Annotated in this window: 10 protein-coding genes; 3 read left to right on the top strand and 7 right to left on the bottom strand. The window is 70.3% G+C overall.

Going from position 1 to position 13,820, the window contains the following annotated elements:
- Positions 1-75 precede the first annotated feature (75 nt).
- Together groL and ABD089_RS10745 are read left to right on the top strand one after the other, a co-directional pair.
- Positions 76-1,698, top strand: a complete 1,623-nt coding sequence (gene groL / locus ABD089_RS10750; RefSeq protein ID WP_343886384.1) for a chaperonin GroEL — start codon at positions 76-78, stop codon at positions 1,696-1,698.
- 122 nt (positions 1,699-1,820) lie between these two features.
- The gene (locus tag ABD089_RS10745) at positions 1,821-2,513 is read left to right on the top strand and encodes a copper homeostasis protein CutC (protein ID WP_343886383.1); all 693 of its coding nucleotides are present in this window, start codon (positions 1,821-1,823) and stop codon (positions 2,511-2,513) included.
- A gap of 2 nt (positions 2,514-2,515) precedes the next feature.
- Here ABD089_RS10745 and ABD089_RS10740 read toward each other — a convergent pair whose 3' ends face one another.
- A complete protein-coding gene (locus ABD089_RS10740; protein WP_343886382.1) occupies positions 2,516-4,414 on the bottom strand; it encodes an FG-GAP-like repeat-containing protein in 1,899 nt (632 codons plus the stop codon).
- Positions 4,415-4,516: 102 nt separating this feature from the next.
- On the bottom strand, positions 4,517-6,532 hold the full coding sequence (locus ABD089_RS10735) for a HelD family protein (protein ID WP_343886381.1): 2,016 nt from the start codon (positions 6,530-6,532) through the stop codon (positions 4,517-4,519).
- Positions 6,533-6,701: 169 nt separating this feature from the next.
- Between ABD089_RS10735 and ABD089_RS10730 the strand changes: the two genes are divergently transcribed.
- Positions 6,702-7,232 carry an NUDIX hydrolase gene (locus ABD089_RS10730; RefSeq protein WP_343886380.1) on the top strand — a complete coding sequence of 177 codons (531 nt, stop codon included), beginning with the start codon at positions 6,702-6,704 and terminating at the stop codon, positions 7,230-7,232.
- Between the two features lie 61 nt (positions 7,233-7,293).
- On the opposite strand, the gene aqpZ is transcribed toward ABD089_RS10730, so the two are convergent.
- The 5 genes from aqpZ to ABD089_RS10705 form a co-directional block, all read right to left on the bottom strand.
- A complete protein-coding gene (gene aqpZ / locus ABD089_RS10725; RefSeq protein ID WP_343886378.1) occupies positions 7,294-8,058 on the bottom strand; it encodes an aquaporin Z in 765 nt (254 codons plus the stop codon).
- Positions 8,059-8,247: 189 nt separating this feature from the next.
- A complete protein-coding gene (locus ABD089_RS10720) occupies positions 8,248-9,903 on the bottom strand; it encodes a DNA repair helicase XPB (protein WP_343886377.1) in 1,656 nt (551 codons plus the stop codon).
- A 22-nt stretch (positions 9,904-9,925) separates the two neighbouring features.
- A complete protein-coding gene (locus ABD089_RS10715; protein ID WP_343886376.1) occupies positions 9,926-10,759 on the bottom strand; it encodes a hypothetical protein in 834 nt (277 codons plus the stop codon).
- Between the two features lie 9 nt (positions 10,760-10,768).
- Complete coding sequence (locus ABD089_RS10710; RefSeq protein WP_343886375.1) at positions 10,769-12,886, bottom strand: helicase-associated domain-containing protein; 2,118 nt, start codon at positions 12,884-12,886, stop codon at positions 10,769-10,771.
- Complete coding sequence (locus ABD089_RS10705; protein ID WP_343886374.1) at positions 12,883-13,767, bottom strand: hypothetical protein; 885 nt, start codon at positions 13,765-13,767, stop codon at positions 12,883-12,885. The genes ABD089_RS10710 and ABD089_RS10705 overlap by 4 nt, the downstream gene beginning before the upstream one ends.
- Positions 13,768-13,820: the final 53 nt, after the last annotated feature.

Here is a 13,820-nt window from a genome sequence, read left to right as displayed (position 1 = left end):
CACTGGCCAGGAGCACCCAGACACCTGACAACCGTGGGGCCACGGCCCCTGACGCGGGAGGATTCCCGGAACACCATGGCAAAGCTGATTGAGTTCAACATCGAGGCCCGCCGCGGTCTTGAGCGGGGCATGAACACCCTCGCCGACGCGGTCAAGGTCACCCTCGGCCCGAAGGGCCGCAATGTCGTGCTGGAGAAGAAGTGGGGCGCCCCCACCATCACCAACGACGGCGTCTCCATCGCCAAGGAGATCGAGCTCGAGGATCCCTACGAGAAGATCGGCGCCGAGCTCGTCAAGGAGGTCGCCAAGAAGACCGACGACGTCGCGGGCGACGGCACCACCACCGCTACCGTGCTGGCCCAGGCAATGGTCCGCGAGGGCCTGCGCAATGTCACCGCCGGCGCCAACCCGATGGGCCTGAAGAAGGGCATCGAGACCGCCGTCAAGGCCATCTCGGACGAGCTGGGCAACCAGGCCAAGCCCGTCGAGACCAAGGAGCAGATCGCAGCGACCGCCACCATCTCGGCTGCTGACCCCACCGTCGGCGAGATCATCTCCGAGGCGATGGACAAGGTCGGCAAGGAGGGTGTGATCACCGTCGAGGAGTCCAACACCTTCGGCCTCGACCTCGAGCTCACCGAGGGCATGCGCTTCGACAAGGGCTACATCTCCGGCTACTTCGTGACCGATCCCGAGAGCATGCAGGCCTCGCTCGAGGATCCCTACATCCTGCTGGCCAACCAGAAGGTCAGCTCGCTGAAGGACATCCTGCCCGTGCTGGAGAAGGTCATGCAGTCGGGTCGCCCGCTGCTGATCATCAGCGAGGACGTCGACGGTGAGGCCCTCGCCGGCCTCGTCGTCAACAAGTTGCGTGGCACCTTCAAGTCCGTCGCCGTGAAGGCCCCGGGCTTCGGCGACCGCCGCAAGGCCATGCTGGACGACATCGCCATCCTCACCGGTGGCACCGTCATCACCGCCGACCTGGGCATGACCCTGGAGGGCGTGACCCTGGAGATGCTCGGCCAGGCACGCTCGGTCGTCGTCACCAAGGACGAGACCACCATCGTCGACGGCGCCGGCAACTCCGACCAGATCGCTGGCCGCGTCTCGCAGATCCGCAAGGAGATCGAGAACTCCGACTCCGACTACGACCGCGAGAAGCTGCAGGAGCGCCTCGCCAAGCTGGCCGGCGGCGTAGCCGTCATCAAGGTCGGCGCGGCCACCGAGGTCGAGCTCAAGGAGCGCAAGCACCGCATCGAGGACGCCGTTCGCAACGCGAAGGCGGCCGTCGAGGAGGGCATCATCGCCGGTGGCGGCGTCGCGCTCGTCCAGGCCGCGAAGAATGTCTCCTTCGAGCAGCTGACCGGCGACGAGCTGACCGGCGCCCAGATCGTCCTCAAGGCGTGCTCGGCCCCCCTGAAGCAGATCGCCGAGAACGCTGGCCTGGAGGGTGGCGTCGTGGCCGAGAAGGTCGCCGCGCTCCCCACCGGTGAGGGCCTCAACGCGGCCACCGGCGAGTACGTCAAGATGGTCGAGTCGGGCATCATCGACCCGGCCAAGGTGACCCGCTCTGCCCTGCAGAACGCGGCCTCCATCGCGGCTCTCTTCCTCACCACCGAGGCCGTCATCGCGGACAAGCCCGAGAAGGCTGCCCCCGCGATGCCCGGTGGCGACGAGATGGGCGGCATGGGCTTCTGAGCCCGTTCGTCCACTCGGACGACACGCATCAACCGCAGCACAAAGGGCGGCTCCCCAGCAGGGGAGCCGCCCTTTGCGCGTGTCCGCGGGCGGTCGTGCAATCGTGGGGCCACCATGGACACATGTCCGGGTTCCTTGAGGTTGTCTGCCTGCACGAGCACGATGCCCGGCGCGCCGAAGAGGGCGGCGCCGACCGCATCGAGCTGCTGGGATCACTGGATGACGGCGGACGGTCCCCGGAGCCGGCGCTGGTCGAGAAGGTGCGCGCCGCGACGAGCGTCCAGCTGCGGCCGCTGGTGCGCTTGCGGGAGGGCTTCGGCACCGACGGCGGCGAGTTCGTGCGGTTGCGGGGGCTGATCTCGTCCTATCTGGATGCGGGGGCGGACGGCGTCGCGCTGGGCTTCCTGAACGGGCTCGGCGAGGTCGACCTGGAGGTCTGCCAGGCGCTGGTCGCCGATGGCGACTTCGGCTGGACCTTCGACCGCGCCATCGACAATGCCCTCGACACCGACAAGGCCTGGCGGGCGCTGGCCCGCCTGCCTCGGCTGGACCGGGTGCTCACCGCCGGTTCGGCCCGCGGCGTCGAGCACGGGCTAGACGATCTGCTGGCCCGCTGCCGCGCCGACCAAGCGATCGCAGGGGTGGTGATGGCCGGCGGCGGACTGCTCGCCGAGCACGTCCCGTGGCTCACGCGAGCGGGCGTCCGCGCCTTCCAGATCAGCGAGCAGGCGCGTCCACTGGGGCAGTTCAAGGCCTATGTGGACGCGCCACTGGTCCACGCCTGGCGGCGGTTGCTGGACGACGAGCTCGCCTGACCTCACGCCATCAGGCGAAGGCCCGTGACCCCGGCCGACGAGCGACGGGTCTGGAACCAGAAGCCCCGGGTCATCGGGTACAGGTGCACCTTCGACCCGTCCCAGACCACCAGGTCGGGCACCAGGTCGCCGGTGACGTCGCCGGGGGTCGCGAAGGTCTTGAACCCGAAGCCCGTCCCGCGCTTGCCGACCAGGGCGAACCCGGAGCCGGTGGAGCGGTAGGCCCACAGCGTCTTGTCCGTGCGCACCGCCAGCAGGTCATCGCGTCCGTCGTTGTCGACGTCCCCGATGCCCAGCGGACGAGTGGTCTTCCAGCCGCGCGAGACGACGCCGACCCGGACGGGGGCCGCGCTGGCGCTGAGGATGTAGCGGACCAGTTCACCGGCCGCATTGGCTCCCAGCACGTCCATCCGACGATCGCCGTCGAGGTCGACGACGGTGAGGGCGTGGAACTGGTTCCACCCCGAGCCCAGCACGCGCGCGGTGGTGAAACCCCTCGCCGTACCGGGGTAGAGGAGCAACTGGCCGGCCTTGTTGCGGGCCAGCAGATCGGCCCGACCGTCGCCGTTCACGTCACCGGGGGAACCGATCCAGGTCGCCGTCCAGCCGCCATTGGCCTTCACCGGCGCCCCCAGCACGCCATTGCTCGAGACCTTGCTCCATCGGGTGTTGGTCGTGTCCAGCACCACCAGGTCGGAACGCCCATCCCCGGTGCGGTCACCACGGGCGGTCTTCGTGTTGCGCCACATGATGCGCGAGACACCCTCGATGGTGCCGATCTGGGTGGACATGCCCGCGCTGGACGAATGCGTGAGCACCGCCGCGGTGTAGGGACGGGGGAGCTTGTGGTTGTAGCCGATCGAGTTCACGTGCCAGCCGTCGGTGCGCGGCAGCCAGCCATTCTTGACCGCGACGTCGTCGCCGGGGCCGGCCGTGACGCCCCAGTCCTGGTCGGACGACACGGTGCGCATCAGCGAGAGCCCGTAGGCGCGGTTCGCGTCGGAGATGACCGGGTTCTTGCGGGAGAAGTGGTCGACCAGCACGACATTGTCGGGTGCGCTGGTGACCGTCAGGCCCCAGTAGCGGCCCGGGCCGGGAACCGTGTTGCGCAGGCCCATCCGGGCGTTCACGGCCTTCACGTAGCTGCCGCCGCCCAAGGACTTCCACAAGGCGGTGGTGGCGTTGTTGTCGGAGTAGCGGATCATCGGCACCATCTGCGACTTCTCCCACGACGACAGGGATCGCCTGGCCGCCTGCGCGCGGTACATGACCGCAGCCATCACCTGGACCTTGACGATCGAGGCGGTGACATTCGTCGCGGAGCCCTTCACGTAGGAGTAGATCGTCGAGCTGCCGGACGGACGCTGGGCGACGGCCACCGAACCCGACCGGGAGTTCGCCCAGCTGGCGATCTGGCTGCGGTAGGGGAAGGGGACGACCTGGCCGTAGCCGGCCGGATCGTTCGCCACCGCGGACGCGCTGTAGCTGCCCTGCGTGGTCTGCTGGGCGGCGGCGGTGATCGCCGCGTCGGTGTCGACGAGCACGCGCAGGGTCAGCGTCCCCTTGGTCGCGGCGGTACCACGTCCGGCGACGAACTGGTTCGAGGTGCCGGACACGGCCAGCGGCGTGCAGGCCAAGGCGTTCGCGCTCGCCGGCACGGAATCGGTGCTGCGCCCCGCCGCGTCGGTGAAGCGGACGGACTGGATGCTGACGGGCCCCTCGCCGACCACTCGCGCGGCGCCCCGTGCCGTTGCGGCCCCGGTGAAGCCGACGACGACCTCACCAAGGTCGGGACAGCTGAAGGTCTGTCGGGGCAGGGGCCCGGCCGCAGCGGCGTCGGACGAGGGAAGCAGCCCGGCGGCGAGCACGCCTGCGACCAGCAGGCTGAGGGGACGGCGCATGGCATCTCCAGACTTTCAGGGCGTCGCCGACGATCACTCGTCAACGATGCAGTGGTGTTCTCGTCACCGTCGCACTTTCCCCCGGGCCGCGCAAGATCAGTGTCAGGCCTCGGGGAACGCAGAAAGTTCGTCCGGCAGGGGCGCGTCGTGCAGGACCACCAGGGAGGTCACTGCTCGGGTGAGGCAGACATAGAGGCGGCGCAGGCCGGTCGTCCGGTCGGGTTCGCCGGCGACGATGCCGGCGGGGTCCACCAGCAGGACGTGGTCGAACTCCAGGCCCTTGGCGAGGGAGGCGGGGACGAGGTCCAGGCGGTCGTCGTTGGTCAGCTCGGCCGTGGCAACCAGGGCGTCGGGGACGATGACCCCGACGGTGCCTGGACGCTGCAACAACTCGTCCGCCGCCTCTGACAGGGCAGCCAAGGGATCGTCCACCTTTCGGATCACCAGCTCACCCCGGTTGCGGCGGATCGAGCGCGGCGGGGTCAGCCCCGGGGCGATCGAGGGCAACAGCCGGGCCGCGTAGTCGATCACCTCGCCGGGCACGCGGAAGCCCTCCACCAGCTCGCGGACCTCCGCGCCGGGGTGGCCGATGTGCACCAGCGAGCTCGCCCAGTCACGAGATGCCCACGGCGTGGTCGCCTGGGCCAGGTCACCCAGCAACGTCACCGAGCCGGTGGACGCGCGACGTCCGGCAGCCCGCAGTTGCATCGCAGACAGGTCCTGCGCCTCGTCGATGATCACGTGGCCCAGCGAGTTGGTCCGGTTGAGTTGGTCGGCCACCTCGTCGGCGATCACCAGGTCGGCCTGGGTCCACTTCATCGATCCCGGGGTCCTGGCCGGCTTGGGACCAACCAGCAGCTCTTGTTCGTCCGCGGTCAGGACACCGTCGGCGCACTGGGACAGGAAGTCGGCGTCGGTGAGCAGCCGGTGGGTGAGCTTCTTTGCGTCCAGCTTCGGCCACAGCGCCGTCGCCATCTGCTTGGTCGCACTCGTGCGGGCGACCTGGTTCTGCAGCCGGTCATCGGTGACCTCACCGGACACCTCCATCCGCAGCAGCACCTGATGGGCCAGGCGTTGTGGCAGCATCACCCGTCCCGCCTCGTAGCGCACCCCGCGCGCGACCAGCGAGCTCACCGCGTCGGTCAGGTAGAAGGCGGGCACCCGCCAGACCCGGTGCCCGATCGGCACCACCAAGGTCTCGGAGGGTTCACTGACGTGCCCCCAGACGGCGTTGTGGACGACCTCGGCCATCCGCGCGTCCCCCTTGAGCACCGCCCGGGCCGCCTCCTCGGCACCCTTGACCTCCAGACCGGTGGACGCGGCGACCAGTGAGTCGATGGTCTCCTGGGTCGCGTCGATCTCGCCGAGCGCCGGGAGGACGTCCGCGATGTAGGCGAGGAAGTTGTCGTTCGGTCCCAGTACCAGCACGCCCGGGCGTCCCAGCGTCTCCCGGTAGGCGTACAGCAAGTAGGCCGCGCGGTGCAGTCCGACGGCCGTCTTGCCCGTTCCCGGAGCACCCTGGATCGCCATCGACTGCGCCAGTTCCGCGCGCACCAGCACGTCCTGGTCGGGCTGGATGGTGGCGACGATGTCGCGCATCGGTCCTGTTCGGGGACGCTCGATCTCGGCCTCCAGCAGGGCCTCGGCACCCGAGGTGTCGGCGTTCGCGTCCGAGAGTTGCTCATCCTCGAAGGCGGAGAGCCTCCCGTCGTGGAAGCCGAACCGACGCCGCAGTGAGCACTTCATCGGGTCCCCGGGATGCGCGCGGTAGAAGGGCAGGCTCATCGGCGCGCGCCAGTCGATCACCAGCGGGTCGCCGCCGGTCTCGCCGGTGACGTGACGACGTCCGACGTGGACGACCTCGTCGTACTCGGCACCCAGCGTGGTCGTGTAGTCGAGGCGTCCGAAGAAGAGCGGGGTGTCGGGGTCGTTCTCCAGCGACTCCATCCGGCGGTAGAGCGCCTGGCGCAGAAAGGCGGTGCTGACCGAGTCGCCGGCGGTGGCGGTGGACCACTCGGCCGACTCCGCGCGCATCCGGGCCAGGGCGGCGTGGGAGGCCTCCAGGTGGGCCTGCTCGTCGGCGAGCACGTCAGCGCTGTTGACGTCAGTGGTGGGCATGGTGCTCCTCGATGGTGCAAAGGCGTGGTGCTGCAGTGATGTGCCTGCCCGACGAGCCCACCCGGCGGACGGTCCGCGGCACCCGGGGACGGGTGGCGGACGCTGGAGATGGCAGACCAGCGATGCTACTCCTTGCCGTCGCAGGCCCGGCAAGGGTAGGCAATGACGCATGGACGAAACCCGACCCCGCTACCAACCCGTCGATCCCGCCGACCGTCCCCGCAAGGAGCGACGGGGCGCCCGGGTGCTCGTCCGCTGTCAGGGACGGGTGCTGTTGGTCAGCGACCGGGACCCCGGCGTGGTCGGGTCGGGCTGGTGGGTGTTGCCGGGCGGTGGGATCGACCCGGGCGAGGATGTGCGTGCAGCCGCGTGCCGGGAGCTGTTCGAGGAGACCGGGCACCGCTGCGACCCGGACGACCTGCTGGGCCCGATCGCCACCCGGACCGTCACCCACGGCTACAGCGACCGGGTGCTCGTCCAGCACGAGACGATCTTCGCGCTCGACGTCGCGGAAGCCTTCGAGGTCGATCCGGCGGGGCTGACCGAGGGTGAGTTGCTGCGGCTGGGGGAGTTCGGCTGGTTCGCCCCGGACCAGTGGCGGACGATGACCGTCTGGCCGCCGCTGGAACCGCTTGCCGAGGCCGACGGCAGCACCTGCGTCGACCTGGGCGAGGTGGAGGAGTCGACCGTCCCGGCATGACGCAGAAGCGCCCGCCACCGGAAGGTGACGGGCGCCTGCTTGTTGCTGTCTTGCGGGTCGATCAGTCGCGGACGCGAGCCTCGGCCTCGACGGCGGGCTCGATGCCCTCGTCGGTCAGGGTCGAGTACAGGGCGCCGGCGATGACGGCACCGATGATCGGGGCAACCCAGAACAGCCAGACCTGGCTGAGGGCCCAGCCACCGGTGAACACGGCGGTGGCCAGCGAACGGGCCGGGTTGACCGAGGTGTTGGTGACGGGGATCGAGATCAGGTGGATCAGGGTCAGACCCAGGCCGATGGCGATCGGGGCGAAGCCCTTGGGGGCACGCTTGTCGGTGGAGCCCAGGATGATGAACAGGAAGATGCAGGTCAGGACGATCTCGACGACGAGCGCGGCGAGCATCGAGTAACCGGCGGGGGAGTGGGCGCCGTAGCCGTTGGAGGCGAAGCCGCTGGCCGAAGCCGAGAAGCCGTCCTTGCCGCTGGCGATGACGTAGAGGATGCCCGCGCCCACGATGCCGCCGATGACCTGGGCGACGATGTAGGGGACGACCGCGGCCCACTCGACGCGCTTGGCGACGGCGAGGCCGAGGGTGACGGCGGGGTTGAAGTGGCCACCGGACAGGTGTCCGAAGGCGTAGGCGGCGGTCATGACGGTGAGGCCGAAGGCCAGGGCGACACCGACGAAGCCGATGCCCATGTTGACGGGGGTGGGATCGGTGGACAGCACCTTGGCGGCCAGGACGGCCGAGCCAGCGCCACCGAAGACGAGCCACAGCGTGCCGAGGAACTCGGCCACCAGGCGGGACTTCATGGAGATCTGCATGTTATTGCTCCTGCTTGGGGTGATGGGAAGTGCCCGGGAGCGTCGTTGACCCATGACGTCCCCCTTTCGGGGGTTGTTCGGGCACCTCGAGGCTATCCCGGGAAAGGTTGATCACCTCCCAGACACCTGACCAGCTCGGCGTGTCGCGCCGAACCGGGGTCCCCGGAGTCAAGCCCCTTCAGGAGTACTTCAGGAAGCAGGGTCAGTGTCCAGGGTCTCGATTTCCTCGGCGTCCACGATCCGGTAGGCGTAGCCCTGCTCGGCGAGGAAGCGCTGCCGATGCTGGGCAAACTCCGCGTCCGGGGTGTCGCGGCTGACCACCGCGTAGAAGCGGGCGGTACGTCCGTCCTTGGGTCGCAGCAGGCGCCCGAGGCGCTGCGCCTCCTCCTGCCGGGAACCGAAGGCACCCGAAACCTGGATCGCCACCTGCGCGCTGGGCAGGTCGATGGAGAAGTTCGCCACCTTACTAACCACGATCAGGTCGATCTCGCCGTCGCGGAAGGACTGGTAGATCCGCTCGCGCTGCTTGTTCGTCGTCGCCCCGGTGATGATCTCGGCATCCAGCCGCTCGGCGAGCTCCTCCAGCTGGTCGACGTACTGGCCGATCACCAGCGTCGGTTCGCCCCGGTGTTTCTCCACCAGCTGGACGACCACGTCGTTCTTGCTCTCCGCGGTGGCAGCGAGCCGGTAGCGGACGTCCGGTTCGGCGGTGGCGCAGGCCATCCGTTCGGAATCCGACAGGGTGACGCGCACCTCGACGCAGTCGGCCGGTGCGATCCAGCCCTGCGCCTCCAGATCCTTCCACGGGGCGTCGTAGCGCTTGGGGCCGATCAGGCTGAACACGTCGCCCTCTCGTCCGTCCTCGCGGACGAGCGTGGCGGTCAGCCCGAGGCGGCGGCGGGCCTGCAGGTCGGCGGTCATTCGGAACACGGGCGCGGGCAGCAGGTGCACCTCGTCGTAGATCACCAGGCCCCAGTCGCGGGCGCTGAACAGCTCCAGGTGGGGGTGCACGCCGCCGCGTTTGGTGGTGACGACCTGGTAGGTGGCGATGGTGACCGGGCGGATCTGCTTCAAGGTGCCGGAGTACTCGCCGATCTCGTCCTCGGTCAGCGTGGTGCGCTTGATGAGTTCGGCCTTCCACTGCCGGGCGGAGACGGTGTTGGTGACCAGGATCAGCGTGGTGGCCTTGGCCAGGCTCATCGCGTCCGCGCCGACGATCGTCTTGCCGGCGCCACAGGGCAGGACGACCACGCCGGAACCGCCGTGCCAGAAGGATTCGGCGGCCTGGTGCTGGTAGCCGCGCAGGGTCCAGCCGTCCTGCACGAGGTCGATCTCGTGGGCCTCGCCGTTGACGTAGCCGGCCAGGTCTTCCGCGGGCCAGCCCAACTTCAGCAGCGCCTGCTTGAGGTTGCCGCGTTCGGAGGGGTGGACGATGACGGTGTCGTCGTCGATCCGCGCCCCGACCAAGCCCTTCACCTTCGCCGAGCGCAGCACCTCGGTGAGCACGGCACGGTCGGTGCTGACCAGCACCAGCCCGTGGGTCGGGTGCTTCTCGATGCGCAGACGCCCGTAGCGCCCCATCGTCTCGGCGATGTCGACCAGCAGGGAACTGGCCACCGGGTAGCGCGACCAGCGCATCAACAAGTCCACGACCTGTTCGGCGTCGTGGCCGGCGGCGCGGGCATTCCACAGCCCCAGCGGGGTGACGCGGTAGGTGTGGACGTGTTCGGGGGCGCGCTCCAGCTCGGCGAAGGGCGCGATCTCGATGCGGCAGGCGTCGGCGTCGGGGTGGTCGACCTCGAGCAGCAGCGTGCGGTCGGACTGGACGATCAGGGGCTGGTTCATCGCCAGCCAGTATGCCTCGCGCTCAACCGCCGGGGGTGGGCGAGGGGACCAGCTGGGGGCCCTGGTCGGGTGGCGTGCTGGGGCCGTTGGTGGGGCTCTGCGAAGGAGCCGCCGTCGTGGTGGAGGGCGCCGTCGACGGGCTGGTCGGCTTGCTCGGCGAGGGCGACTTGCTGGGTGTCGTGCTCTTCGTGGTGGACGGGCTCTTGGGCGTCGGCGTGGCGCTCGGCGGCAGCGAGGCAGTCTCGGTCGGGTCGGCGGCCGGCGGCTTGTAGGGGCTGGTGCTCGTGGTGCGGGAAGGAGTCGTGTAGTGGCTGGTGGACCGCGTCGCCGGTTCGGTCTGGTAGTCCAGCGGCGGGGCTGGTTGCTGGCGCTGGGTCTGCGTCGGCTGGGAGTTCGCCGTGGGCGGCGGGACGATGTACAGCGAGCGCCACTGGGAGCGGTTGCCGGCGGCGTCGATGGCCGCAACCTGCACCAGGATCTTCTTCTGGTCGTCGAACCAGGCGAAGTTCGCGCCGAGGCTGGTGGTGCGGGTGGAGTAGGCACCGTTCAGCATCACCAGGTACTGCGTCACCGCGATGTTGTCGGTGGCCGGGTGCCAGGTGATCGTGAAGGTGGACGAGTCGTTCCCCGCCATCTTCAACTCGGTCACCGGGGAGGGTGGGGTGCGGTCCCGGGAACTGTTCGGGGTTCCGCTGGGGGTCGCCACCACCGGCGTCGCCGTGCTGGTGGGCTGGTCATCGGCCGGTGCCGCGACCAGTGCGGGCGTCGACACCCTCGTCGGCAACATCGCCACCAGCAGCGCCGTCGCGGCGCACGCCACCACCGTCACGAGGCGGGGAGTGGCGATGCGCTGCATGACGAAATTCTAGGTGACCCGGGTTACGGAAATGAGACGCGAGAGTGACAGCGTCATCGGCCCTTGTGCCTTGCGCATCAGGCGAACCTGCCCGCCGGAGACCGCCATCACCCGTGCGGTCATCGAGCGCGGGGCGCCGTCCTCGGCGACGTACTCGACGCCCAGCCAGCCCGGCTCTGCCACCTGGTGGCGCAGCAGGTCGACCATCGTGGCCTGCTCGGTCGCCGTCCGCAGGCCCTCCTCGCGTCCGAGCAGTTCGGTGACCAGGGCTTCGGGGTCGAGTTCCGGGACGGACGTCCGCTGCGGCGGGGTCGTCGGACGGGCGCGCCGTGGTGGCGGGGTGGTGCGGCGCTGGCCGAACTCGTCCGTCGCGATCGGCGCCAGACCAGCCTCGCGCAGGAAGGCGACCAGTTCGGCAGGTTCAGCAGCGGCGGAGATGACGGTGGGCGCGAGCCGGCGCAGGCCGAGCGAGCTGGCCTGTTGGTGGGTGAGCAGGGACTCGACGACCGCCGGGTCCTCCATCGTGACGACGGCGGCGACCGGGGTCACCTGCACCTGCCCGTGGCGGCGGGCGACGTCGGTGACCAGGTAGTCCAGCGCTCCCGGCAGAGGCGTGGACGAGTGTTCGGTGAGCCACTCGCGCACCTCGTCGGCGGTCCACCCGGCGTCGAGGGCGCGGCGCAGGCTGGCCGCGGTGAAGCGGTGCACGCCACCCCCGCCGGTGGACTCGCGGTCGGCGAGCAGGGCCATCGTCCGGGCGACGTCGTGGTGCAGCGGCCCGGGGGCCACGGCGGTCAGGTCACCCTGGACGACGAACTGGGCGACGGGTTCTGGGAAGCCCGGGTCATCGTCCGCGTCGACCAAGGATGTCCGGCGGCCCAGCGCGACCAGGCCCAACCGGCGGGCCTCGTCGACCAATTGGGTGCTGGCGGCGGGCAGGTCAAGCCGGGCCCAGCCGGGGCGCAGCCACTCGATGCGTGCGGCGAGGGTCTCGGCGGTGATCGGGGTTCCCGGGGCGGCGGCAACGAGCTGGGCATGGGCCAGCCGGCGCAGCGGAGCGGCCCAGCCGAGCGGGCTGCCGGCGAGAACGGGTGCCTCCGGGTCGGGCCAGGTCTCCAACCCAAGCCAGGCGTCGCGCAGCATGGTCCAGTGCTCCCAGTTGGGGCGCTCCAGCCAACGGTCCCAGCTGGTGGTGGGCAGCCAGGCCTGGCCCTGGCTGGCGACCAGGCCGAGGTGCTGGGCCAGCAGCAGCAACAGCAGGGCCTGGCGGTCGTCCCCGACCTCGGCGAACAGGGTGTTGGCGTCGCGGCGGCTGATCGCGCCGGTAGCCAGCGGGCGCGGGTGCAGGCGTCCGAGCGCCTCCACCAGGCCCTCCAGCTGGCGGACCGCCTCGAAGGCCGATCCCTCGGCGGCGCGTTCACTGATCGTCGACGGCTCGGCCGGCGGCCAGCTGGGCACCCGGTCGGGCACCTCGTCGGTGAACAGGCGTCCGCCGCGCAGCCGCAGGGCGACTTCACGGGGCAGGATGATCGTCTCGGAATCCAGTGGTCGCAGCAGTTTGAGGCCGAGCAACCGGTCGACGGGGCGGTCAGAGTCGACGTCCCCGCGTCGTTCGGCGTGGGCGACGCGGCCGGTCGGGTTGGTCCACAGCAGGCGCTCCAGCACCTCGCGGGCGTCGGGTCCGGCCAGGGCGACGCGCTGGTCGATCGTCGCGTCGTCCAGCGGCAGTGCGGACGCAGGCGCCAGCCCGGCCGGGTAGGGGCCGAAGGCGGCCCTGGCGGCGCGGGTGAGGTGCCAGGACCGGTCGCTGCCCCAGACCAGGGCGCGCTTGGCGAGGGCGGTGATGGCGGTGCCGACGGCTCCGCGTTCGGCGGCCATCAGCGCGGCCAGACGACGGGTCGTGATGGCGTCCTCGGTGGCGGCCAGAGCCAGGCAGACGCGGCGCTGGAAGGCGTCCAGCCCCTCGATCGCCAGCTGGGTGGAGGCGCTCCCGGTCGCCCGGTCGACCAGTTCGGCCAGGTCGTGCGGGCGGGGGTGGGCGAGGTCAGGGCGCAGCCGGACGAGTTCGGCGAGGCCCTCGGGCGGAAGGGCGCGGACCACGTCCGCGATCGACCGCGGACGACTCACCGGCGCCAGCTCCACCACACCGAGGCCGGGACGACCACGAGCATGATCAGGCACAACAGCTGCCCCGCGCCGGCGGCGCCCAGGTCGAAGGCGCCGATGTCCTGGGCCAGCCAGGACGCGATCAGCGCGAACATCGAGGCGCTGAAGGCGGGACGGATGATCTCGCGTCCGCGGGTGATGCTGCCGCTGGCCAGGCTGGCGCCGATCAGCAGGTAGGGCGCCCAATCGGCGAACAGCAGGCCCGCGACCAGGAGGCCGATGGTGAGCATGGTGCCGGGGGTGAAGGCCTGCCACAGCGTCTGCTTGGGTTCGGCGGGGTGGTAGGCCTGCTGTCCGGGGTACTGCTGCTGTCCGGGGTACTGCTGCTGGGCCGGGTACTGCTGGTTCTGCGCGGCCCATGGAGCCGGGGTGTTCTGGGGGCTCAGCGTGTTCTGGGGGCTCAGCGTGTTCTGGGGGCTCAGCGTGTTCTGGGGATTCAGCGTGTTCTGGGGGTTGCCCATCGGTGCGGGCCAGACCGGGGCACCGGTCGGGGCCGGCAGCGTGGGGCCGGCAACCACGGCGCTCGTTGCGCTGTTGCCGGTCGACAGGGGCTGGGTCGGGTGCCACGACGTCGACGAGTGCACCGCGCCCCAGCTCGACTCGGCGACCGTGCCGTTCACGCCGAAGGGCGTTGCGGGATCACGCGGGCTGCGCGGCAGTGGGACCAGTTCCTCCAGCGGACGCGCCGCCTCGGCGCGGTACTCCGACGGGGGCACGGCGGGTTGTCCGTCGGCTGGGCTGGCGGGTTCCTCGACCAGCTCCAGCGGGGTGGCTCGGGGTGTGGCGAACCCGGCGGGTCGCTCCACGGGGGCGTACTCCGCGCCGTCGGTCCAGTCAGCCATGGTTTCCAGTGTAGTTCTGGTGCCGGTTTTCCCCGGTGCGTCTGGCTGCGGCG

The organism is Luteococcus sanguinis, from assembly GCF_039527675.1.
GTDB lineage: Bacteria > Actinomycetota > Actinomycetes > Propionibacteriales > Propionibacteriaceae > Luteococcus > Luteococcus sanguinis.
The sequence above is the reverse complement of the archived record's forward strand: the minus strand, read 5'-3'. Positions and strand labels throughout refer to the sequence as shown.

Coding starts and splice junctions, on each gene's coding strand:
- ABD089_RS10735 (WP_343886381.1), bottom strand. CDS start 6,532: ATGCCCACCACTGACGTCAACAGCGCTGACGTGCTCGCCGACGAGCAG.
- ABD089_RS10720 (WP_343886377.1), bottom strand. CDS start 9,903: ATGAACCAGCCCCTGATCGTCCAGTCCGACCGCACGCTGCTGCTCGAG.
- ABD089_RS10715 (WP_343886376.1), bottom strand. CDS start 10,759: ATGCAGCGCATCGCCACTCCCCGCCTCGTGACGGTGGTGGCGTGCGCC.
- ABD089_RS10745 (WP_343886383.1), top strand. CDS start 1,821: ATGTCCGGGTTCCTTGAGGTTGTCTGCCTGCACGAGCACGATGCCCGG.
- ABD089_RS10705 (WP_343886374.1), bottom strand. CDS start 13,767: ATGGCTGACTGGACCGACGGCGCGGAGTACGCCCCCGTGGAGCGACCC.
- aqpZ (WP_343886378.1), bottom strand. CDS start 8,058: ATGCAGATCTCCATGAAGTCCCGCCTGGTGGCCGAGTTCCTCGGCACG.
- groL (WP_343886384.1), top strand. CDS start 76: ATGGCAAAGCTGATTGAGTTCAACATCGAGGCCCGCCGCGGTCTTGAG.
- ABD089_RS10730 (WP_343886380.1), top strand. CDS start 6,702: ATGGACGAAACCCGACCCCGCTACCAACCCGTCGATCCCGCCGACCGT.
- ABD089_RS10740 (WP_343886382.1), bottom strand. CDS start 4,414: ATGCGCCGTCCCCTCAGCCTGCTGGTCGCAGGCGTGCTCGCCGCCGGG.